The organism is Halomonas cibimaris (assembly GCF_055379665.1).
In genome coordinates this window covers 320863-343790 of the sequence record NZ_AP043828.1, presented here as the reverse complement: position 1 = coordinate 343790, position 22928 = coordinate 320863, and the positions used below count along the sequence as shown (strand labels likewise).

Sequence of the window (22928 nt, the reverse complement as noted above, 5' to 3'; positions counted from 1 at the left end):
CGCCGCTGCCATGCAGCGGCGCTTTTGCGTTGGGGCAGGATGTTTGAACAGGCTTTTTGCTACGCTATCAGCCGACCATGATAAAAACGGGGAGGGTACATGATGACCTTGCAGATGATCGGTATAGCCCTGGCCGTCGCCAACGTCGCTTTGCTGGCCGGCGGTCTCTACGGCGTCAAGCGGTATCAGCAGCGCCGCGGCTGAGACGCCCGTTGCAGCGTAAGGTCTGGCGGGTTGGTAAGTCCCCGCCCCGCATCGCATAATGGGGCCGCCGATTACACCCCGCTGCCCAAGGACTGCGTTATGTCACAAAAAATCTACTGCATCGCCAGCTTCAAACCCAAGCCGGGTAAAGAAGACGCCGTATTCAAGGCGCTGCAGGCGCTGGAGCCCAACGCCCACCGGGAAGATGCCTGCCTGCGCTACACGGTTACGCGCAAAATCGACAGCCCCTTCGCCCAGGGTGAGAGCTACCCCATCGTGTTTCACGAAGTCTGGGCCAACCGCGAAGCCTTCGAGGCCCACTGCCAGCGCAAGGAAATTCAGCAGTTCTTTGCCGACAACCTCGAATCTCCCGACGGCGACATCGAAGACGCCAACGTCTGCGTCTACACCGACGAGCCGAACGATTTTGACGCACCCGCAGTCTAAACCCGGATCAGCAACACAGGAGGCACCATGGCCGAACAAAAGATGAACGTCGAAAGCTTCAATCTCGACCACACCAAGGTAAAGGCACCCTACATCCGCCTGGCGGACGTGAAAGAGGGCGCCCACGGCGACCAGATCCACAAGTACGACCTGCGCATCTGCCAGCCCAACAAGGGCCACATGGAAATGCCCGCGCTGCATTCCCTTGAGCACATGATGGCCGAGCACTCGCGCAACCACACCGACAAGGTCGTCGACATCAGCCCCATGGGCTGCCAGACCGGCTTCTACATCGCCATGATCAACCATGACGACTACGACGCCGTGCTGGATATCGTCGAAAACACCCTGAAAGACGTGATCAACGCCACCGAAGTCCCCGCCTGCAACGAAATGCAGTGCGGCTGGGCCGCCAGCCACAGCTTGGAAGGCGCCCAGGAACTCGCCCGCGACCTCCTCGCCAAGCGCGACGAGTGGACGCAAGTGTTTGCCTGATAGGGCAACGCTTTGAGACATAGCGACAAGCGCCTCTGCGGAGGCGCTTTTTTGTGCGGCTACGAAAAAAACATGAGAAATGTAGCAGGAATGTGGAAGGGAGAATGGAGAAATGCTAAGTTAGCTTTGAGAAAGCTAAGGCTTATTTAGCCAGCTGACGCCACCATGGCGCAGAGGTAGCTTGCATGGTGGAAGCGGACTTCAGTCCGCGAAGATGCAGGCTCAAAGATTATGAATACAACTCGTCAGCTTCGGCGGCCTGCTGTGCATACAGTTTGTTGGTCCAGGCAAAATACGCAAGCATGCGAATTCTGCTTAGGGCCTGTTGACGTTTCATGGCAGGGGTATTGGCAGGATAGGGGCAAGCTCGCAGAATAAAGGCTCCTACACCAACAAACTGCAAGCCTGCCATGCCCCGACAAATGCTCACGGATGAACACTGGTCGAAGCTGAAATCTATCCTGCTTCAACACGGTATTTATGACAAGGCCGACTTGCGTACCACGGTGGAAGGCATTCTGTATCGGATGCGCACCGGCTGCCCGTGGCGGGACCTACCGGAGGCGTTTGGGCTCTGGAACACGGTCTACAAGCGCTTCAACGCCTGGTCAGCGAGTGGAAAGCTGATGAGGATTTTCAGCTCTCTGGTGGAAGATCCTGATGTCGAGTGGCTGTTCATTGATGGCTCTTATGTCAAGGCACACCAGGACAGCACGGGGGCTGCCACGGAAGACGCCGAAGCCATTGGCAAAAGTCGTGCAGGCAACACCAGCAAGATCCATCTGACCGTTGATGCCTATGGGCTGCCGATTGCCTTCAGGATAACGGGCGGTGAGGTGCACGACAGCAGGGAAGCGCCGGTGTTGATTGACGACTTGCCGGCGGGTGATGCGCTGGTGGCTGACAAGGGCTATGACAGCGAGCGTATCCGTGAACAGATCGAAGCCAAGGGCATGGTTGCCGTCATTCCACGCAAACGCAACTCAAAGAAAGGAAATGCCAATCTGGACAGAGGCTTATATCGCTATCGGCATCTGGTTGAGAACGCCTTTGCTCGATTGAAACCGTATCGCGCCATCGCGACGCGATACGATAAGCTCAAGCGAAACTACGAGAGCATGGTGGCCTTGGCGTGCGGCTTTTTATGGCTGCCAATGTGAAACGTCAACAGGCCCTAGGCTGCCGAACTATTCTTGATATTTCATAATGTCAATGAGTTAATAAAAAATCACGCTGGATAATTGTGTTAAACGAGCCGTAACGTTTATTCAATATCCGAGCGTTCCGTCTGATACCTGTTAGGCCTATGATAATAAGGGATTAAAAATGAATAAAAATATTTTTTTAGCTATGCTTATCTCTGGATTGGTTTTGCAAGGTTGTGCAACGCATAAAGCTGCACCTCAAATAAATGTAGAGAGGCAGCAGACCTATAAAATACCTTTTGAAAAAGCGTGGGATATTTCTGTAGATTTTTTTGCAGAGAATGGAATAAGTTTAGAAAAAATAGAAAAGGAGTCTGGCCTTCTGACAGCCCAAAATGGTTCTGTTGGTATTGGCTACTATTTGAACTGCGGAGAGGCTGGTGGCCTTGGTAGTGGTTTTGAGAATATTAACTCAAGGCTAAATGTATTAGTTCGGGATATTGACGAACATACATCGAAAATATCGGTGAATTTAAAAGCAAACGCGCAAGTTGTAAGGCGAAACTTATATGGTCATGCGCTAGAGACAATTTCCGTTAAATGTGAGTCTACTGGGCAGTTAGAAAGTGACATGCACGCTTATTTTAAATCCAAAATATGAATGCCTAACAAGAGCAGGCACGGCGACACCCATTACATTGCGCATTCGGCTCCATGCCTTGGGTGCGCATGCTGCAAGCGTTAAAGAGGAGAAAACATGAGCCTTCTGAGGAGATTTGAAGAGGATGCAAGGATTGAAAAAGCCGACAGCTCGGTAATAGGCCCATATAAAGGCTCTTCGTCGTTGGGTGTGGAATTCGCCCCCTGAGCTGGGCCAGGATATGACCTCCACATGGACAGGAGGTATGGCATGGACGGCACCCAGATTCTGACCCTCGGCTTGGGCCTGGAAGCACCTTGGGTTCTCAAGGACCAGCACCTGGATACCGCCGTCTCGCCCCACCGCCTGGACCTCTACGTCGAGGCCGAGCGGGGCAGCCTCTACCCCTGCCCTGAGTGCGGCAAGGCCTGCCCGGCCCATGACTTCGCCGACAAGACGTGGCGGCATCTGAACTTCTTCCAGCACCACTGTTACCTGCATGCGCGGGTGCCTCGCACCAAGTGCCCCGAGCATGGCGTCAAGCGCATCGAGGTGCCCTGGGCCCGCCCTGGCAGCGACTTCACCCTGCTGTTTGAGCAGGCGGCCATGTCGCTGGTCAAGGAGATGCCGGTGCTGGCCGTCTCCCGGCAACTGGAGATCTCGGACAAGCGCCTGTGGCGCATCGTGCACCACTACGTGGGGCGCATGCTGGGTGAGTTGGATCTGTCCAGCGTGGCCACTGTCGGCGTGGACGAAACGGCCTCCCGGCGCGGCCAGCGCTACGTCACGGTGTTCCTCGACATGCAGCGCAAGCAGGAGCCGGTGCTCTTCGCCGTCCCGGGCCATGGCAAGGCCGCCATCAAGGCCTTCAGCGCCTTCCTGGCGGCGCATGGCGGTGACCCGGACAACGTGGTCGAGGTGGTCTGCGACATGTCTCAGGCGTTCCTCAGCGGCGTGGCCGAGCACCTGCCCAACGCCGAAGTGACGGTCGACTGGTTCCACATCGTGCAGACCTTCACCAAGGCGCTGGACGAGGTCCGCAAGAAGGAACGCCGTGAGAAGGGGCATCCCAAAGCCCTCCGGTGGGCGGTCTTGAAGAACCTGGATAACGGCAATATGACGGCCAAGCAGGTCGCTGCCCTCCAGGAGCTGGTAGCCGATCAGGGGGCCACCGGCGATGCCTGGGTGATCAAGGAAAAGCTGCGCTGGATCCAGAAGGCGCCGACGCCGCGTGCCGCCCGGTGGCGCATCACGAACTACCTCAAGGTCATGCGGGAGGCCGTCACCGGCCAGGCACTGCTCAAGCCGATGGCGAAGGCCCTGACGACGCTGGAGCGACATGCCGAGCAGGTGGTGAGGCGCTGGATATCGGGACTGACCAACGCGCGGCTGGAAGGCATGAACGGACTCTTCCAGGCGGCCAAGTCACGCGCACGTGGTTACCGGAACGAGGCCAACTTCATCGCGATGATCTACCTGATCGGCAGCCCGGTGGGCCGCCTGCTGGATCAGGCCAAATCCACATGAAACGACGAAGAACCCATATAAAGCATCCTTTCCTGGCGGGACCATATTTATACTCAATGAGACAACTGACGTAGAAGAATGCGATGTCATACTACGTAATCCGCCGAGCGGCAAAGATGAACGTAGCATCATTACTGAAGCCACCTTTTATAGGCATAGCGTGTCCTGAATGGGTGCCCACTATCAGATCAAATATCGAAATCAAATATCGAAAAGGTGGGCAAGTTGACATGAGGAGATCAAGTCAAACTATTAATATTTACGGATCTCAGTAAGTTTGAGTAGGCGACTATAATATCCAAAGTATAATCAATTCTTTTGAGGCCTTAGTAAAGAAGATTGAATCTTCTGAGGTTCCGCCTGAGCAGAAGGAAGAGGCTAAAGGTATTCTTAACAAGCTCTTAGAGCATTCTGCAGTAGTGTCTGTTATTGGGGCGGTAGCCAATGAGATTTTTTTAACAAGTGAAACGAAAAACAGCTAAAACCACAAATAGCCGAAGGTTTGTTGATCGCGGATACAGTGATTTTAACTGCATCCGTAATGCTGCTTTTGGATATAGCACTCACATGAGGAGCAATGCAGAATTTACCAATCTATTTACCATTTCTCGCACCTTCGCATGGAGACACTGAACTGAGTGATAGCCAGGCGGCGTCAACCAAAGGCGTGAATCTGCTATCGTAGCGCTTGGTCAGCTATCGAAAAGCCGGAGCGGGCCAAGGCCCTGCGCTTATCCCACAAATCCACAAAATAAAGGTATGAACGTGTCCCAGGCAGAAAAACCGTACGTGCAGTGGCAGGAGGGGCAAACGCCTCGCCAGGCGCTTTGGCTTTCCGAGAGTGGTTACACTGCGCCGGCGCATATCGTACCCGTGGATGACCAGACGACGGCCGATCACGCTTACCGCCTGGCGTGCGAGGGCAACTACCTGCTGTGGCGCGGGGATTTTCATAATGCCCTGCAGCTCATGCAGGCCATGAACCGGCGTATCAAGCGGACCGAGCAGCGCAAGGCCAGCAAAGCCGCCAGGTCTGCCAAAAAGACTTCAGCCGAAAACACCACGGCCAACGCCTTCCACCAGCAGCGTCAGGCTCAGGCCCAGCGGGCGAGAACGCTGGGGCGGCTGCTGTTGGAGCTGGATGCCGGCTATGCCTGTGGCCTGCGCCGTGCGCCTGACCTGAGCGCCGCCTGCGAGGCCGCTTTTGGCCCGCTGGATGAGCCGTGCCTGATCTCGTTGCGCGACCTGCAGGGTGCACTGGGGGCCGCCCAGTGGCGCGAGAAAGGCGTTCGCATTGACGGGCTGGATCAACCGATTTTTCCGCATTACGGGGTGTTTGCGCCCACGCGGCATGAGTATGTGCCGCTGATGCAGGAGGCGCCGCTACCGGCCAAACACGACGTGGCCTTTGATATCGGCACCGGTACGGGGCTGTTGGCGATTATTCTGGCGAAGCGCGGGGCGGGGCAGGTCGTCGCGACCGACTCCAACCCCCGGGCGCTGGCCTGCGCTGAAGATAATCTTGAGCGCTCAGAGCTCTCGGGAGTACAGCTGCAGGAGGTTGACCTGTTTCCGACGGGGCAGCCGTTGGCCGACCTGATCGTGTGCAATCCGCCCTGGCTGCCGGGGAAGCCCAGCTCGTCGCTTGAGCTTGCCGTTTACGACCCCAAAAGCCGGATGCTGCGCGGCTTCCTGCAGGGCGTTCGTGCGCATCTGGCACCGCAAGGTGAGGTGTGGCTGATTCTGTCCGATCTGGCCGAGCATCTGCAGTTGCGCACCCGAGACCAGCTGCTGGCGTGGTTTGCCGAGGCGAAGCTGGACGTGAAATACCGGCTCGATACCCAGCCCAAGCACGGCCGCAGCCAGGACAGCTCAGACCCGCTCCATGCCGCACGCAGCGCGGAAGTGACCTCGCTGTGGTGTTTAACGCCGGCATAGGCGGGGATAGAGAAACGTTTGCTTCAGGAGGCGGCATGTCATCAGACACGCAGCAGCGAATCGACCGGTTCGGCCCGGCCGACACCTCGCGCATTATCGAAATGGCCTGGGAAGACCGGACGCCGTTTGAGGCGATTGAAACGCTTTACGGCCTGAACGAAAAGCAGGTCGTGGCCTTTATGCGCGATCAGCTTAAGGCGCGCTCCTTTCGGCGCTGGCGCAAGCGGGTGAGCGGGCGTAAAACCAAGCACCGCCAGCTGCGCCCGGCCGGGGTGCTGCGCGCTTACTGCCCTACGCAGTACAAGCCCTGACGTGCCGGCAGCACGACGCGCTCCCGCAATGGCCAGCGGCCCTGAGCGGCGCGGGGCACCGGCGCCGCTAGACGCGCTCGCCACTCTCAAGCCGGTGCAAAAAGCCTTCCGCCTGCTCCCAGAGCGCTTCGCGTTTTTCCGGGGCCATGCGGTCCAGGTTGCGGTAGGGCATGCGCAGGCGGTGATTGTCGCCGAGGGTGTCGCGCTGGCGCATGAGAAAGTGCCAGTAAAGCGCGTTGAATGGGCAGGCCTTCTCGCCGGTTGACCGGCTGACGCTGTAGCGGCAGCTTTTGCAGTAGTTCGACATCCGCTGGATGTACTTGCCGCTGGCGGCATACGGCTTGGAGGCGAGCAGGCCGCCGTCGCCGTACAGCGACATGCCCAGCGTGTTGGGCAGCTCGACCCACTCGTAGGCGTCGGCGTAGACGCTCAGATACCAGTCGCAGACCTCTGCCGGCGTAACGCCGGTGAGCAGGGCGAAGTTGCCGGTGACCATCAGCCGCTGGATGTGGTGCGCGTAGGCGTGGTCACGCGTCGCGCCGATGGCCTCGCTCAAGCAGTGCATGTCGGTGTCGCCGGTCCAGTAGAACCACGGGAGCTTGCGCGTGTGGCCAAGGGCGTTGTGCTCGGCGTATTCGGGCATGCCGTGCCAGTAAATGCCGCGAACAAACTCGCGCCAGCCCAGAATCTGGCGGATAAAGCCCTCCACGGCGTTCAGCGGCGCGTGCCCTTCGCGCCCGGCAGCCTCGGCGCGATCGATCAGATCCCGGGCGTCAAGCAGGCCCATGTTCAGGTACGGCGAGAGCACGCTGTGGAACAGCCACGGCTCGCCGGTGCGCATGGCGTCCTGGTAGTCGCCGAACAGCGGCAGCGCGTGTTCCATGAAATGGTCCCGGGCGCGCTCGGCGTCGGCGTGGGTGGTGCCCCAGGCAAAGGCGTCGAGCGTGCCGAAGTGCCGGCCAAAGCGGGTGCCCACCAGCTCGATCACCTCGCGGGTGACGGCGTTCGGCGTAAAGCGCGGCGGGGTTGGAATATCCAGCCCCTCGCGGGGCAGCGGCTTGCGGTTTGAGGTGTCGAAGTTCCACTGGCCGCCGGTGGGCTCGTCGTCGTCCATGAGCACGCCGTACTTGCGCCGCATGGCGCGGTAGAAGTCCTCCATGCGCACCCGCTTGCGGCCCTTTATCCAGCGTGAAAACTCGGCCGGCGTGCAGAAAAAGCGGTCGTCGTCGTGGCGATGAACCGGCACCCCCAGCCGCTCGGGCCAGCTGTCCATGTCGTGCGCCAGGCGCCACTCGCCGGGCTCGGTCACGTGCACCGCCCGGGCCTGATGGCGGTTAACCGCCCGTTCCAGCTCGCCGATCAGCGAGCCGGTGTTGTCGGCATCGTCCAGAGCAACGTACTCAACCGTTTGCCCGGCCGCGCGCAGCTCTCGGGCGAACTGGCGCATGGCGGAAAACACCAGCGCAATTTTTTGCTGGTGGTGGGCGACGTAGGTGGCCTCGTCGGCCACCTCGGCCAGCAAAACGACGTTATCGGCCGGGTCGGTGCCGCGCAGCGCGGCAATGTTGGGCGTCAGCTGGTCGCCGAGAACAAGGGTAACGGTGGTCATGGGCGCTCCTGCAGGAAAACCGGGGGCAACGAAAGGAAGGCAGCCGTTGCGGTAACCGGACGAAAAAAAACGCCCTCTCCGCACGGCGAAAAGGGCGCTTGCTTGCAAGCTACTTAACGCATCAGGCCTTGTTGGGGCCGTTGTAGATTTCTTCGTCCAGTTCGCCTTCGCTTTTGCCCACCAGCGTTGTCACCATCAAATCGCCGGCGACGTTGACGCTGGTGCGGGCCATGTCGAGGATGCGGTCGATGCCCGCGACCACGGCGATGGCTTCCAGCGGCAGGCCGACCTGGGCCATGACGATGGAGAGCATGATCAGCCCCGCGCCGGGCACGCCGGCGGTGCCGATGGAGGCGAGCGTGCCGGTCAGGATGATCATGCCGTAGTCGGCCATGCTCAGGTCAACGCCGAGCATCTGGGCGATAAACAGCGTGACCACGCCCTGGTACAGCGCGGTGCCGTCCATGTTGATGGTGGCACCCACCGGCAGCACAAAGCCTGATACACCTTCGGAGACGCCGAGGTTTTTCTGCGCGCAGCGGATCGAGACCGGCAGCGTTCCGGAGGACGACGCCGAGGAGTAGGCCACCACCAGCGCGTCGATGATGCCGCTCAGGTAGCGCTTGGGATTAAGCCGGCCGAGCAGGCTGAGCAGCCCGCTGTACACCACCAGCACATGGATAACGCTTGCCAGATAGGCCACGCCGATGACCTTGGCCAGCGGCAGCAGCACCGCAAGGCCGTAGTTGCCGGCGACAAACGCAATCAGGCCGAACACGCCGAAGGGGGCAAACGCCATGACGATCTCGGTGAGCTTGTACATGGCCTCGGCAAAGCTTTCGAAAAGACGTACTACCGGCTCGCCTTTCTCGCCGATCAGCATCAGCGAAATGCCCAGGCCCATGGCAAACACGATGATCTGCAGGATGTTGCCCTCGGCCAGCGCGTCGATGGGGTTTTGCGGCACCAGGTTGACCAGTATCTCCACCAGCGACGGCGCTTCGTTGGCCTGCATGGGCTGGTCAAAGCTCATGTCGACCCCGGCACCGGGCTGAAACAGCGTCGAGGCCAAAAGTCCGATGGCGATGGCAAACGCGGTGGTGATCAGGTAAAGCCCGATGGTGCGCGCGCCGATGCGCCCCATCTTTTGCGGGTCACGCATGGCGGTAATGCCCACCACCAGCGTTGAAAATACCAGCGGCACGATCAGCATCTTGATCGCGCTGATGAAAATATCGCCCAGCGGCTTGAACACGCCGGCGTTTTCGCCCATCAGCGCGCCGGCGATAATGCCGAGAAACAAACCGGCAAGAATGCGCTGCCAAAGCGGTATGCGTCGCCAGAAATGAATAGGGGAACCGGCTGCCATGATGCGTCTCCTATGATGTTTGTAACTGTTGTTGTACAGCAGTGCAGCGATTCTAACGGTAAATACATCGGAGGATAAACGTATTTCTCTCAACGGTGCGGCGCGGCCAGGCCTTGACGGTTATTGCGGTGCGCGTCTATAACGGCGCGGTATTCCCATCGCGCCGAGGGCCTATGCTGCTGCTGATCGTTATTGCCGTTGTTGCCATCGGCTTTTCGTTTCTGTGTTCGATTCTTGAGGCCGTTTTGCTGTCGATCACGCCCAGCTATATTGCCCGGCTGCGCGAGGAAAAGCCGGCCCTGCACGCCTCGCTTGAGCGCTTCAAGGCCAATATAGACCGCCCGCTGGCGGCGATTCTTACGCTTAACACCATCGCGCACACGGTAGGGGCCACCGCCGTGGGCGCCCGAGCGGCGACGGTGTTCGGTGAGTCCTGGGTCGGCGTGGTTTCAGCGGTCATGACGCTGGGCATTCTGGTGTTTTCCGAGATTATCCCCAAAACGCTCGGGGCCACGCACTGGAAGCGCCTGGCGGTGATCCTGCCGCCGGTACTCAAGGTGATGACGGCCATGCTGCTGCCGTTTATCTGGCTTTCAGAGCAGCTGACGCGCCGGCTGGGCGGGCGCGACGAGAACGCCGTTGACCTGCGCGACGAGATCAAGGTGCTGGCCCGGGTGGGCCAGGAAAAACAGGTGCTCGACGCCGACGAGACCCGCACCATTACCAACGTGCTCAACCTGCACGAGATTCCCGTGTCACAGGCGATGACGCCGCGCATTGTATGCCAGACGGTGCTGCCGCACATGACGGTAGGGGCGTTTGAGGCGCAGTACAGCCAGACGCCGTTTACCCGCTTTCCGGTGATGGACAGCGGCGAGCAGGCGTTTGGCTACGTGCACAAGGTCGATATGTACCAGGCCGAGCGGGACGCCACCATGAAATCCATGATGCACCCCATCGGCCGGCTGGCCGCGGAAGACAACGTCGAGCAGGCGTTTACCGCCATGCTCGATGACAATCATCACATGCGCGCGGTATACGATGCCCACGGCAGCTTTGTCGGGCTGATTACCCTGGAAGACGTGATCGAAACCCTGCTGGGCCAAGAGATCGTCGATGAAACCGACCGCGTAGACAACCTGCAAAGCTATGCCCGCCAGCGCTGGCTGCAGCGGATTCGCCGGGCCCGCCAATCGCCCTGAGGCGCCGGCCGCGTTAAGGTAGTCCGGGCTATTACGGCAAACGCAGGCAAACGGGCTGATCAATCATGCAAGACACGTTGTTATTGGGATTTTTGGGGAGCCTTACGGCCGGCATGATGACCGCCGTGGGTGCGCTGCCGGTGCTGATGGGGAAAACGCCCGGGCGCGCGTTTCGTGATCTGGCGCTGGTGTTTGCCGCCGGGGTAATGCTGGCGGCGTCGTTTTTTTCGCTGATTATTCCCGCGCTGGATGCAGCCGGCGAGCACTATGCCAGCGGCGCTGTGCCGGCTGCGATCGTGTGCCTGGCCATTCTTTTTGGCATGGGGGCTATTGCCCTGTTGAACGAACGCTTGCCCCACGAGCATTTTACCCAGGGGCGTGAGGGGCCCGAGGCCGCCTCGCTACGCCGGGTATGGCTGTTTGTCTTCGCCATTTCCATTCACAACCTGCCGGAAGGGCTGGCGGTGGGCGTAGGCTTTGGGGCCAACGGTCTGGAAGGCGGGATGCCGCTGGCGCTGGGTATCGGCCTGCAGAACATGCCGGAAGGGCTGGCGGTGGCCGTGGCGCTGATGGGCGAAGGCTATTCACGCGGGCGTGCGTTCGGCATTGCCCTGCTGACAGGGCTGGTCGAGCCGCTTGGCGGGCTGTTCGGTGCCGGGGTGGTAACGCTTTCGCAGATGCTGCTGCCCTGGGGGCTGGCGTTTGCCGCCGGCGCCATGCTCTACGTCATCAGCCACGAAATCATCCCCGAAACCCACCGCAGCGGGCACCAGAACAAGGCCACGCTGGGCCTTGCGCTGGGGCTTGTGATCATGCTGTTTCTGGACGTCTGGCTGGGCTGAGCGGCGCGATTCTGGCAAGGCCGCGCCCGTCAGGCCGGTGCCGAAAAGCCCGGGAAGGATGCGGTTATGGCGTTTTTCCCCGGCGGCTTCAGGCGCGGGCGGTGGCGTATTCCACCAGCGCCTCGGCGAAGGTGTCGGTGGTGCCGCTGCCGCCCATGTCCGGGGTGACCATGTCGCGGCGCTTTTCCAGCACGTCGCGGATGCCTTCGCGGATGGCGGTGCCCTTGGCGTTCATGCCCAGGTGGTCAAGCATCTGGGCGGCGGCCAGCAGCAAAGCGCAGGGGTTGGCGATTTTTTGCCCGGCAATGTCCGGCGCGGAGCCGTGGACGGCCTCGAAAATGGCCGCTTGCTCACCGATGTTCGCCCCCGGCGCCAGGCCCAGCCCGCCGACGAGACCGGCGCACAGGTCGGAGGTGATGTCGCCGAACAGGTTGGTGGTGACCACCACGTCAAACTGGTAGGGGTCCATCACCAGCTGCATGCAGGCGTTGTCCACGATCATTTCTTCAAACTCGATCGACGGGTATTCCTTGGCGACCTCGCGGGCAACGTCGAGGAACAACCCCGAGGCGGTCTTGATGATGTTGGCCTTGTGCAGCGCGGTGACTTTCTTGCGGCCCTTGTTTTTGGCCAGCTCAAAGGCGTAGCGCACGATGCGTTCGGAGCCCTTGCGCGTCACCTTGATCTGGGAGATGCCGGTGTTGCCCTCGTCGAGCATTTCCTGGCCGTCGGATAGATAGGCGCCTTCGGTGTTTTCGCGCACGGTAATCATGTCGATGTCGGCGTAGCGCGAGCGCGTACCGGGAAAGCTCACCGCCGGGCGCACGTTGGCGTAGAGGTCAAAATGGCGGCGCAGCTGCACGTTGATCGAGGAAAAGCCCTTGCCGATGGGCGTGGTCAGCGGGCCCTTGAGCGCGATGCCGTGCTTTTCGATGGTGTCCAGCGTGGTCTGGGGGATCAGCGTGCCGTGCTGGTCAAGCGCGCCCAGCCCGGCATCAACGATGTCATAGTCAAAGCCGCAGTCCAGCGCGTCGAGTACGCGCAGGGTGGCATCCATGATCTCGGGGCCGATGCCGTCGCCCTTGATGACTGCAATAGACTGGCTCATTTCATGCTCCTTAAGCTAAACGCTGAACGGCGGACGCGCCGGATGAAAGAACAAGGCGCGGGATGACCTGAACGGCCTCACCGCGCGCATCTGCGGCGCTATGGTACGCCAAGCGGACGTAAAACGTCACCCTGAACGGATGGTCTTCGGCAGGGCGGGATCGCAACCGCCGGCGGCGGGGCATGCACCTGGCGCGGGGGACAGGTAGAATGCGTCTCCCTTTGCCTCAACCTCCAACCGTGGGACGGATCAATGATTGAGTCGTTCAAGCAAACCTGGCTTTCCAACCTGAGAGCCGATGTGCTGTCGGGCGTCGTGGTGGCCCTTGCGCTGATCCCCGAAGCCATTGCCTTTTCCATTATCGCAGGCGTCGACCCCAAGGTGGGGCTTTACGCCTCGTTTGCCATCTGCGTGATCATCGCCTTTGCCGGCGGACGCCCGGGAATGATCTCGGCGGCCACCGGGGCCATGGCGCTGCTGATGGTGACGCTGGTGAAAGAGCACGGGCTTGAGTATCTGCTCGCCGCGACGCTTTTGACCGGGGTGTTGCAAATTGCCGCCGGCTACCTGCGCCTGGCCGATCTCATGCGCTTTGTTTCGCGCTCGGTGGTCACAGGGTTTGTCAACGCCCTGGCGATTCTGATTTTTATGGCCCAGCTGCCTGAGCTTACCGGGGTGACCTGGCACGTCTACGCCATGACGGCGGCCGGTCTGGGCATCATCTACGGCTTTCCCTATCTGCCGAAAATCGGCCGGATGGTGCCGTCGCCGCTGGTGTGTATTCTGGTGCTCACCGCGGTGTATCTGGCGACCGGCATGGAGATTCGCACCGTGGGTGACATGGGCGAGCTGCCCGACAGCCTGCCGATTTTTCTCTGGCCGGACGTGCCGCTGACCCTGGAAACCCTCAAGATCATCTTTCCCTACTCGCTGATGCTGGCCGTGGTGGGGCTTTTGGAATCGATGATGACTGCCACCATCGTTGACGACCTGACCGATACCCAAAGCAGCAAGAACCGCGAGTGCAAAGGCCAGGGGATTGCCAACATCGGTGCCGGGCTTTTGGGCGGCATGGCCGGCTGTGCGATGATCGGCCAGTCGGTGATCAACGTGAAATCCGGCGGCCGTCAGCGCACCTCCACGCTGGTTGCGGGCGTGGGACTTTTGTTTTTGGTGGTGTTTCTCTCTGACTTTGTCTCGCTGATTCCCATGGCCGCGCTGGTGGCGGTGATGATCATGGTCTCCATCGGTACGTTCAGCTGGGAATCCATCCGTGACCTGAAAAAACACCCCATGAGCACCAACATGGTGATGCTGGCAACGGTGGCGGTAACCGTGACCACCCACAACCTGGCGCTGGGCGTGTTCGTCGGCGTTTTGCTGGCGGCGATGAACTTTGCCAACAAAGTGGGCAATATTCTCTACGTCGGCTCGCGCGACGTTGAAACCGGCAAGTCCCGGGAATACCAGGTCGTCGGGCAGGTGTTTTTTGCCTCCTGCGAGCGTTTTGGCGCAGCGTTTGACTTCAAGGAAAGCGTGGATCACGTCACCATCGACCTGTCCCGGGCGCATTTCTGGGACATCAGCGCGGTGCAGGCGCTGGATCGTGTGGTGATCAAGTTCCGCCGCGAAGGCACCGAGGTCAACCTGATCGGTCTTAACGAGGCCAGCGCCACCATCGTTGACCGCTATGCGATTCACAACGACGCACAGGCCGTGGAAAAACTCATGGGCTGACGCCAGGGTACCCGCTACGCCGGCGCCGGCAACGCCCGGCCCGGCCTGTTAAGGAGAGCCAAGATGACCGAACACGTAATGGCCGCCGTTGACGGCTCGTCGTTTTCCGCAAGCGTGTGCGACTACGCCGCCTGGGCAAGCACCGCGCTTGCCACGCCGCTGACGTTTCTGCACGCGGTGGACAACCATCCGTCCACGGTGGATGAGCCGGATCTATCGGGTAATCTGCCCCTGGGCGCGCGGGAGGCGCTGCTCAACGAGCTGGCGGATCTGGATGAAAAACGCGCCCGCATCAACCGCGAGCAGGGCCGGCTGATGCTGGAAGAAGCCTGCCGCCGCGCCGGGGAACAGGGAGTGGAAGACGCCCGTTCGCGCCAGCGTAACGGCACGCTGGTGGATACCCTGGCCGAGTACGAAAGCCAGATGCGGCTTTTGGTGCTGGGCAAGCGCGGAGAAAGCGCCGATCAGGCCAGCGGCCATTTGGGGTCAAATCTGGAGCGCGTGGTGCGCGAGATTCGCCGGCCGATTCTGATGGTGCCGCGCGCCGGCTTTACCCGGCCCAAGCGGGTGATGTTTGCCTTTGACGGCAGCAAAACGGCGCGCAAGGGCGTAGAAATGCTCGCCAGGAGCCCGCTTTTTTCCGGGCTTTTCTGCCACGTTGTTTCCGTGGGTGCGGACACCGCCGAGCACCGCATGGCGCTGGCCTGGGCGGTGGACGTTTTGCAGCAGGCCGGGCTTGAGGCCGAGGGCTCGATTCGTGCCGGTGAGGTCGAGGCCACGCTGCACGCCTTTGAAGCCGACAACGAGATCGACATCACCGTGATGGGCGCCTACGGCCATTCGCGTATCCGCCAGTTTCTGGTGGGCAGCACCACGACCAGCATGCTGCGCAACGCCCATGTTCCGGTGCTGATTTTACGCTAGCGCCGCGGGGTAAACGGGCTTAGGCCGTTGGCCTGGCGCGACATGAAATACCGGGCGGCGGGCAGCCGCTCGGCCATTTCCAGCCCGCAGTCGCCGAGCTTTTGCAGCGGGCGCGGGCCGGTAAACAGGTGGTGAAAGCCGTCGGTGGCGGCGAGCATGGCCTGGTTGGCCAGCCGGCGCTTGACCTCGAAGCGGCGCAGGGTACCGGCATTGCCGGCGTCGCGCCGGGCAAGAATCTGCTCGGCCAGGGTGTCGGCGTCGTGCAGGCCGATGTTGAGCCCCTGGCCGGCCAGCGGGTGGACGACGTGGGCGGCGTCGCCGATCAGCGCCAGGCGCTTGCCGATATAGCGCTTGGCGTGCTGGCGCTTGATCGGAAAGCTGGCGCGCCCGGTAACGCGCAGGATATTGCCCAGCCGTTTGGGAAAGGCCGCCTCGATGGCTCGGGCCAGCGCGTCGTCGGAGAGCATCTCCCGGGCCCGGGTGGTGCCGTCGCGGTCGTACCAGATCAGCGAGGCGCAGTGGCCGGGCAGGGGCAGCAGCGCCATGGGGCCGGTGGGGGTAAAGCACTGCCAGCTGGTTTCCTCCGAGGCAAGCTCGGTCTCGACGTTGGTGATCAGCGCCCGCTGGCGGTAGTCGTAGCGGCTGACGTCGATGCCTGCCATCTCGCGCAGGCGCGAATGGGCACCGTCAGCGGCGACTACCAGCGCGGCGGAAAGCGTTTTGCCGTTGTCCAGCTCCAAAAGCCGAGCTTCGCTGCCGGCCACGGTGGAAAGCGGCGCGCAGCGGGTGTAGCGCGTCACCCCGGGCAGGCGCTCAAGGCGCTGCCACAGGGCGTAGCGCAGCGCTTTGTTTTCCACAAAGCAGCCGAAGTTTTCAAGGCCGCTTTCCTCGGCGGTGAACACGCTGTGGCCGCGCCCGTTCTGGCTGAAGCCTTCAATGCGGCGAAACACGTGGCTGCGCTCCGGGGGAATAGACGTGCCGCCGGCCTTGATGAACGCAAGCGAGCGGGCGTTGAGCGACGAGATGCGCAGATCAAAGTCTCCCTCGGGCTTTACCGGGGCGTCGCCGCGCTCCACAAGCCCCACGTTGACGCCTGCATGGCCCAGCCTTGCCGCCAGCGCAGCGCCTACCATGCCGCCGCCGACGATAACGATTTGATGATCGCGCTGCATGATGCGTCCTCCAGTGGGTAAAATGATGGTGTGCATAGCACGGCCAGTATCGTCGAGTTATATAGGCCTTGCCTAGAGGAGAAGCCGATGTCGGCAGCGTACACAGCAGCGTACAGCGCAGACGCTATTGCCCGGGCCGGGGCAGCCCTGGCCGCGTTTATTCGCCGCGAGCAGCGCCTGTGGATTATCACCGGCGCCGGGGTGAGCACCGACAGCGGCATTCCCGACTACCGCGACGCCAGGGGCGAATGGAAGCGTTCGCCGCCGGTGCAGCACGGCGACTTCATGGCCTTTGAAGCGGTGCGCCAGCGCTACTGGGCCCGCGCGCTGGCGGGCTTTGAGGCGATGCGCCGGGCGCCGGTCAGCGGGGCCCACCGGGCGCTGGCCGAGCTTGAGGCCATGGGCTTTGTCGAACAGCTGGTCACGCAAAACGTGGACCGCCTGCACCAGCGCGCGGGCTCTCGCCGAGTGATTGATCTGCACGGCCGGGCCGATACCGTGAGCTGCACAAGCTGCGGCTACAGCATCATGCGCTATGCCCTGCACGCCGAGATGGCCGCGCGCAACCCGGCCTTCACCGGGCTTGACGCCGGCCACGCCCCGGACGGCGACGCCGACATCGAGCTGGATTTCAGCACCTTTGAGGTGATCGACTGCCGGCGCTGCGGCGGCATTTTCAAGCCTGACGTGGTGTACTACGGTGACGTGGTGCCCAAGGCGCGCCGCGAGGCCGCGCGCGCCGGGCTTTTCCGCGCCAACGCCGCCCTGGCCGTGGGTACCTCGCTGATGGTGTTTTCCGGCTACCGATTTTTCCGCGACGCCCACGCCCGGGGCATGCCGCTGGCCTCGCTCTCGCTTGGCGTCACCCGCGCCGACCCTATGCTCAGCGAGAAATGGTGCGCCCCGCTCACCCCGGTATTGGAATACGCCGTGGCACAGCTAAAACAGCAAAGCGGGGCGGCATAGGCTGCATATCTATACGTTGTTTGAGGTTTGAGGGAGCGCCTTGTGTTTACGCTTTATCACCGCTACGCCGAGCTGCCCGACACGCTCTGGGCCGACTGCCGGCCCACCCCTGCGGTTGCGCCCAGCCTGATTGTGTTCAACACGGCGCTGGCGAGAGAGCTGGGCATGGACGAGCAGCCCGACGACGCCACGCTCGCCGACTACTTCAGCGGCAGTGCGCCGCTGCCCGGCGCCCGGCCCATGGCGCTTGGCTACGCCGGCCACCAGTTCGGCCACTTTGTCCCCAGGCTTGGCGACGGCCGCGCGCTGCTGCTGGGCGAGGTGGTGGACGCCGACGGCCGGCGCCGAGATATTCAGCTCAAGGGCAGCGGGCGCACGCCGTATTCCCGCGGCGGCGACGGCCGCGCGCCGCTGGGGCCGGTGCTGCGCGAATACCTGGTCAGCGAAGCCATGGCGGCCATGGGTATACCCACCACCCGGGCGCTGGCCGCCGTGGCCACCGGCGAGCAGGTCATGCGCATGCCCGCAGAGCCCGGCGCGGTGATTACCCGAGTGGCGTCGAGCCACCTGCGCGTGGGCACTTTTCAGTTTGCCGCCGCCCGGGGGGATAAAAAAGCGCTCAGAGCCCTGGTGGAGCACGCCATCGAGCGCCACTTTCCAGCGGTCAAATCCCACGACGGCAACGCCCGCTATCTGGCGTTTTTCGACGCGGTAATGCGCCGCCAGGCCTACCTGGTGGCCCGCTGGATGGGCGTGGGCTTTATCCACGGCGTGATGAACACCGATAACGCCAGCATCGCCGGTGAGACCATCGACTACGGCCCCTGTGCCTTTATGGAAGCGTTCGAGCCCGACAAGGTGTTCAGCTCCATCGACCAGGGCGGTCGCTACGCCTTTGCCCGCCAGCCGGCCATGGCCCAGTGGAATCTGGCCCGGCTGGCCGAGTGCCTGCTGATGCTGATGGACGGTAAGGAAAATGCCCTGGTGGAAGAAGCCACCGCCGCGCTGCGCCGCTTCGACGAGGTCTTTGCCGAAGAGCGCAGAAAAGTGAGCGCCGACAAGCTTGGCCTTGCCGCTGAAAGCGAGTGCGCCACGCCGCTGATGGAGGCGCTGGAAAACGTCATGCAGCGGGGCAAAATGGACATGACCGCGACGTTCGATGCGCTGTATCACCTCGCCGCCGACCCCGGTGAGGCGCGCCGCGACGCTCTGCTGGCGCTCGGCGAGGCGCCCGGAGAAGTGGTGCAATGGCTTGAGCGCTGGCAGGGTGAGCAGACGGCCGGCCACAGCGCCGAGCGGCTGGCCGCCATGCGCCGGGCCAACCCGGTGATTATCCCGCGCAACCATCGTGTGCAGGAGGCCATCAGCGCCGCCGAAGACGGCGACTATCAGCCCTTTTATACGCTGCTCGCCGCGGTGATCGCACCGTTTGACGACACCGCGAATGCCCGCCGGCTGGCCGCGCCGGCCACGGCAGATGAGCGCGTGCTGCGCACCTTCTGCGGCACCTGAGTCGCCACGATCATGCCCTCTGACGCGCCGGCGCTGCGTAAAATCATCCATCTGGACTGCGACTGTTTCTACGCCGCGGTGGAGATGCGCGACAACCCCGCGCTTGCCGAGATTCCCATTGCCATCGGCGGCAGCGTCGAGCGCCGTGGCGTGGTTGCCACCTGTAACTACCCGGCCCGGGAATACGGCATTCACTCGGCCATGCCCATGGCCCAGGCGCTCAAGCGCTGCCCGCACTTAACCGTGATTCCCAATGATATGCCCAAGTACAAGGCGGTGGCTCAGGACGTGTTTGCCATCTATCGCGAGCTGACCCAGCGCATCGAGCCGCTGTCGCTGGACGAGGCGTATCTGGACGTTACCGGGGTGAGCGCCTATCAAGGCAGCGCGACGCTGATGGCCGAGGCCATTCGCGCCCGGGTGGCGCAAGAGGTGGGGATTACCGTATCCGCCGGCGTGGCACCCAACAAGTTTCTGGCCAAGATCGCCAGCGACTGGCACAAGCCCGACGGGCTTTGCGTGGTGCCCCCGGAGGCCATCGATGAGTTTGTCCGCGCGCTGCCGGTCACCAAGCTCCACGGCGTGGGGCCGCGCACCGCCGAAAAGCTCGCCGCGCTGGGCATTGAAACCTGCACGGACGTGCGCAAACGCACGCTCCCCGAGCTTGTCGGGCACTTCGGCGTTTTTGGCAAGCGCCTTTATGAGCTGAGCCAGGGCATCGATGAGCGCCCGGTCAAGGTGCATCGAGAGCGCAAATCGGTGAGCACCGAGCAGACCTATCCGCAAGATTTGCCCACGCTTGCCGCCTGCCACGGCGAGCTGGGCGCGCTGATCGATGATTTAACGCGCCGCTACCGCCGGCTGGACCCGCCGCCCGGGGTGCGCGGGGCTATGGTCAAGATCAAGTTCAACGACTTCACCCAGACCACCGTGGAACACGCCGGCAGCGTGGTGGATGAGGCGCCCTTTGCCGCACTGCTTGACGCCGGCTGGCAGCGCGGCCGCCGCCCGGTGCGGCTGCTGGGCGTGGGCTATCGGTTGGCCGAGCCGGCGCCGGCGCAGCAGCTCGCGCTTTTCTGAGCCGGTGGCCGCCGTCGCAAGCGCGCCGTCTGTGTTAGCGTGGGGGCGTAGTCATCAACGCCCAGGAGGCACTATGTATCTGTCCGTACAGCTTAGCTACTATCCGCTCGCCGATGACTTCAAGCCGCCGGTACGCGAGGTGGTCAAGCGCCTGGAAGCCAGCGGGCTGGAAGTCTATTCCAACCGTATGAGCACTCAGGTATTCGGCGAGTTCGACGCGGTGATGGATGCGCTGTCGGCGCTGATGAAGTGGTCGTTTGAGACCTACGGCAAGGCTGCGTTTACCGCCAACTTTCTTGAAGGCGACCGCCGCCCGCGCGGCTGATGCCGTCCGGGCGTCAGTCGGCGGCCTTCACGACCCGGTTGCGCCCGTCGCGTTTGGCGCGGTACATGGCGCGATCGGCATGTTCCAGCAGGCGTTCCGGCGTCTCGCCGTCAAAGCCGGCCAGGCCTACAGAAATCGTGACGGTCAGGCGCTGCGGCGTGACCGGCGTTTCTGCGATCAGCCGGCGCAGGCGGTCTACGGCCTGTTCGGCGCTGGCGGGGGTGACGCCGGGCATAATCAGCAAAAACTCTTCGCCGCCCAGCCGCACCGCGATGTCGGTGCGGCGCATATCGTCTCTGATCAGCTGGGAAAGCGCTTCCAGCACCGCATCGCCGGTGGCGTGTCCGTGGGTATCGTTGATGGCCTTGAAGGCATCCAGGTCGCACATGGCAACGCTTAAAGAACTTGCGTAGCGCCGGCAGCGCGTGACTTCTTCTTCCAGCCGGGCAAGCCCGGCACGACGGTTCAAAAGCCCGGTAAGCGGATCGTGGCGGGCCATGTGCTCCAGGTGTTCGTTGGCCTGGCGCAGCCGCTCTTCCAGCCGCTTGCGTACGCTGATGTCGATAATAAACGTCATTTTGCGCGGCCGGCCGTCGTCGCCGATCATGCGGGTGGCTTCGGCGATGATGGTGCGTAGCTGGCCGTCTTTACGGCGTACTTCCCATTCCTGATGCAGCTCGCCCCGGTCGTCCCCGGCGATGAAGTCGTCGTGCAGGTGGCGCATGGTCGAATGGCTGGCCTTGGGTACCACCAGCGTAAAATGCTGGCCGACCAGCTCTTCCTGGGTGTAGCCGTAAAATTCGCAGTAGGCGGGATTGACGAACTCGAAAAAGCCGTCGGCATCGGTTACGCAGGCGCCGAGCGGCGTGGCGCGCAGCACATCCGCTGTGGTAAAGGGCAAACAAGCGGACGGCGAGGCCGGGCGGTTGGGATGATTCATGGGCTAAGCTCCGGCGGCACACGACAACGAGGCCGGCGCTGGGCCCGGCATGACGGTACGGCGTGATACGAAAGAAACGCAGGATAGCCTGTGATGCCGAACGGGTGCAATGCCAATACCCCCGCGACAGGCCAGCGGCCGCGGGGGTGTTTATAGCCGCTAAGGGCAGGCCGGGCTAAAGCCCGATACGCTGCGCCCGGTCGGTGAAGAAAATGCCGCTGGGCGAGGCGCTTTTCAGCCGCGCGACTTCTTCCAGCGTGCGGGTGTCATACACCGTTACCCGATCGCTGTCCCGGGCCGATACCCACACCTGCTCGCCTTTGGGCGTGAACTCCATGTGCAGCACCGCCTCGCCGGGGGATAGCGTGGCGATGACTTCGCGCTTTTCGGTGTCGATGACCTGCACCACGTCGTTGTTCGGGTGGGCGAAGTTGACCCACAGCTGGCGCTTGTCCGGCCGGCTCATGACAAAAATCGGCTGGCCGTGAACGGGGATGCGATCGGCAAGCGACCAGTCGGCGGTGTCGGCGACCAGCACTTCGTGGCGGCCAACGGCGGGGAAAAACGCCTGGCGTCCGGCCATGGTCCAGCCTTCCAGGTGCGGCATCTTGTACACCGGCAAGCGTTCCTCGCCGCGGCCGTAGTCGGGCAGAATGCGGGTAACGCCGTTTTCCGGATGCCACAGATCCAGCATCGCCAGGCCATCCTCGCCGAACAGCCCGGCGATGTAGTAGCGTCCGTCCAGGCCGATCAGCGCGTCGTAGGGCTTTTTGCCGATGTCGGTAAAGCGCGTGACGTCGAATGCTGCCTCGCCGCCCTGTGCCTCCCCGGCGCCCGACTCCTGGTTTATGTCCACCACGTGGATTTCGCCGGCGTCAAACAGGCTGTAGACAAAGCGATTGCCCGGGGCGTCCACCAGTCCCACGACCCGGGAGCGCTGCTCCTCGCCGCTGTCGTCCTCGTACAGGGCGGGAAACTCGGCCACCGGTTCCAGGGTTTGGCTGTCGAAGATGCGCACGCCGCCCGGCTCGTAGTTGGACACGGCGACCAGCGAGCCGTCCTGGGAAATCGCCCCGCCGATGCTGTTACCCGACTGGATAATCCGGTGGGTGATCTCGCCGCTCAGCAGGTCCACCCGGCTCAGCCCGCCGTCGCGGCCGAAAACAAACGCAAAGCGGCCGTCTCGGGCAAACTTCACCGATGCGTGGGACAAATCGCCCAGGCCGTCGACGCGCTCCAGCACTCGGTGGGCGCTGGTATCGACGACGGCGATGCGGCCTGCTGCGCGTTCGACAACCACGCCCAAATCACCGGTGCCGCGCAGCTCGGCGGGTGAAAGCGCAGCGCAGCCGGCCAGCAGAGCAAGGCCTGCGGCGGTCAGCACCCCTCGGTACAGTGGCCGGAGAGGGCGCAAGCGATCAGGCATCATCATGGG

21 protein-coding genes are annotated in these 22928 nt (G+C 62.4%); 15 read left to right on the top strand and 6 right to left on the bottom strand.

Annotated elements, in window-relative coordinates; genetic code table 11:
• Positions 1-303 precede the first annotated feature (303 nt).
• The 7 genes from ACZ415_RS01620 (at position 304) to ACZ415_RS01590 (ending at position 6707) form a co-directional block, all read left to right on the top strand.
• Positions 304-651: a putative quinol monooxygenase gene (locus tag ACZ415_RS01620; protein WP_344703563.1), complete on the top strand. Its 348-nt coding sequence runs from the start codon at positions 304-306 to the stop codon at positions 649-651.
• A gap of 27 nt (positions 652-678) precedes the next feature.
• Positions 679-1146, top strand: a complete 468-nt coding sequence (locus ACZ415_RS01615) for an S-ribosylhomocysteine lyase (RefSeq protein ID WP_344703565.1) — start codon at positions 679-681, stop codon at positions 1144-1146.
• A gap of 410 nt (positions 1147-1556) precedes the next feature.
• A complete protein-coding gene (locus tag ACZ415_RS01610) occupies positions 1557-2306 on the top strand; it encodes an IS5 family transposase (RefSeq protein WP_344703567.1) in 750 nt (249 codons plus the stop codon).
• A 166-nt stretch (positions 2307-2472) separates the two neighbouring features.
• On the top strand, positions 2473-2952 hold the full coding sequence (locus ACZ415_RS01605; RefSeq protein ID WP_344703569.1) for a hypothetical protein: 480 nt from the start codon (positions 2473-2475) through the stop codon (positions 2950-2952).
• A gap of 249 nt (positions 2953-3201) precedes the next feature.
• Positions 3202-4458: an ISL3 family transposase gene (locus tag ACZ415_RS01600; RefSeq protein ID WP_464387777.1), complete on the top strand. Its 1257-nt coding sequence runs from the start codon at positions 3202-3204 to the stop codon at positions 4456-4458.
• A gap of 759 nt (positions 4459-5217) precedes the next feature.
• On the top strand, positions 5218-6396 hold the full coding sequence (locus ACZ415_RS01595; RefSeq protein ID WP_344702500.1) for a class I SAM-dependent methyltransferase: 1179 nt from the start codon (positions 5218-5220) through the stop codon (positions 6394-6396).
• Positions 6397-6431: 35 nt separating this feature from the next.
• Positions 6432-6707 carry a TIGR03643 family protein gene (locus ACZ415_RS01590; RefSeq protein WP_344702501.1) on the top strand — a complete coding sequence of 92 codons (276 nt, stop codon included), beginning with the start codon at positions 6432-6434 and terminating at the stop codon, positions 6705-6707.
• 67 nt (positions 6708-6774) lie between these two features.
• On the opposite strand, the gene ACZ415_RS01585 is transcribed toward ACZ415_RS01590, so the two are convergent.
• Positions 6775-8316, bottom strand: coding sequence for a cryptochrome/photolyase family protein (locus tag ACZ415_RS01585; protein ID WP_344702502.1), 1542 nt, complete (start codon positions 8314-8316; stop codon positions 6775-6777).
• A gap of 121 nt (positions 8317-8437) precedes the next feature.
• Positions 8438-9685, bottom strand: a complete 1248-nt coding sequence (locus ACZ415_RS01580) for a dicarboxylate/amino acid:cation symporter (protein WP_344702503.1) — start codon at positions 9683-9685, stop codon at positions 8438-8440.
• Positions 9686-9858: 173 nt separating this feature from the next.
• Between ACZ415_RS01580 and ACZ415_RS01575 the strand changes: the two genes are divergently transcribed.
• Positions 9859-10887, top strand: a complete 1029-nt coding sequence (locus tag ACZ415_RS01575) for a CNNM domain-containing protein (RefSeq protein ID WP_344703080.1) — start codon at positions 9859-9861, stop codon at positions 10885-10887.
• A 65-nt stretch (positions 10888-10952) separates the two neighbouring features.
• Positions 10953-11729: a ZIP family metal transporter gene (locus ACZ415_RS01570; protein WP_344702504.1), complete on the top strand. Its 777-nt coding sequence runs from the start codon at positions 10953-10955 to the stop codon at positions 11727-11729.
• Between the two features lie 88 nt (positions 11730-11817).
• Here ACZ415_RS01570 and ACZ415_RS01565 read toward each other — a convergent pair whose 3' ends face one another.
• Positions 11818-12837 carry an isocitrate dehydrogenase gene (locus ACZ415_RS01565; protein WP_344702505.1) on the bottom strand — a complete coding sequence of 340 codons (1020 nt, stop codon included), beginning with the start codon at positions 12835-12837 and terminating at the stop codon, positions 11818-11820.
• Between the two features lie 252 nt (positions 12838-13089).
• Here ACZ415_RS01565 and ACZ415_RS01560 point away from each other — a divergent pair, with 252 nt between their 5' ends.
• Together ACZ415_RS01560 and ACZ415_RS01555 are read left to right on the top strand one after the other, a co-directional pair.
• Positions 13090-14574, top strand: a complete 1485-nt coding sequence (locus tag ACZ415_RS01560; RefSeq protein WP_344702506.1) for a SulP family inorganic anion transporter — start codon at positions 13090-13092, stop codon at positions 14572-14574.
• 63 nt (positions 14575-14637) lie between these two features.
• Positions 14638-15498 (top strand): universal stress protein, encoded by an 861-nt coding sequence (locus tag ACZ415_RS01555; RefSeq protein WP_344702507.1) that lies wholly within the window; start codon positions 14638-14640, stop codon positions 15496-15498.
• On the opposite strand, the gene ACZ415_RS01550 is transcribed toward ACZ415_RS01555, so the two are convergent.
• Positions 15495-16670 (bottom strand): FAD-dependent monooxygenase, encoded by a 1176-nt coding sequence (locus tag ACZ415_RS01550; protein WP_344702508.1) that lies wholly within the window; start codon positions 16668-16670, stop codon positions 15495-15497. The genes ACZ415_RS01555 and ACZ415_RS01550 overlap by 4 nt on opposite strands.
• Positions 16671-16757: 87 nt before the next feature.
• Here ACZ415_RS01550 and ACZ415_RS01545 point away from each other — a divergent pair, with 87 nt between their 5' ends.
• The 4 genes from ACZ415_RS01545 (at position 16758) to ACZ415_RS01530 (ending at position 20553) form a co-directional block, all read left to right on the top strand.
• Entirely contained in the window at positions 16758-17636 is an 879-nt protein-coding gene (locus ACZ415_RS01545) for an NAD-dependent protein deacetylase (protein ID WP_344702509.1), read from the top strand.
• Between the two features lie 42 nt (positions 17637-17678).
• Entirely contained in the window at positions 17679-19148 is a 1470-nt protein-coding gene (locus ACZ415_RS01540; RefSeq protein WP_344702510.1) for a protein adenylyltransferase SelO, read from the top strand.
• Positions 19149-19181: 33 nt separating this feature from the next.
• Positions 19182-20228 carry a DNA polymerase IV gene (dinB, locus tag ACZ415_RS01535; RefSeq protein ID WP_344703082.1) on the top strand — a complete coding sequence of 349 codons (1047 nt, stop codon included), beginning with the start codon at positions 19182-19184 and terminating at the stop codon, positions 20226-20228.
• Between the two features lie 73 nt (positions 20229-20301).
• On the top strand, positions 20302-20553 hold the full coding sequence (locus ACZ415_RS01530; RefSeq protein ID WP_344702511.1) for a YkoF family thiamine/hydroxymethylpyrimidine-binding protein: 252 nt from the start codon (positions 20302-20304) through the stop codon (positions 20551-20553).
• A 13-nt stretch (positions 20554-20566) separates the two neighbouring features.
• Here the strand turns inward: ACZ415_RS01530 and ACZ415_RS01525 are convergent, their stop codons facing one another.
• Together ACZ415_RS01525 and ACZ415_RS01520 are read right to left on the bottom strand one after the other, a co-directional pair.
• A complete protein-coding gene (locus ACZ415_RS01525; protein ID WP_344702512.1) occupies positions 20567-21493 on the bottom strand; it encodes a sensor domain-containing diguanylate cyclase in 927 nt (308 codons plus the stop codon).
• Between the two features lie 175 nt (positions 21494-21668).
• Positions 21669-22925 carry a cytochrome D1 domain-containing protein gene (locus ACZ415_RS01520; RefSeq protein WP_344702513.1) on the bottom strand — a complete coding sequence of 419 codons (1257 nt, stop codon included), beginning with the start codon at positions 22923-22925 and terminating at the stop codon, positions 21669-21671.
• Positions 22926-22928: the final 3 nt, after the last annotated feature.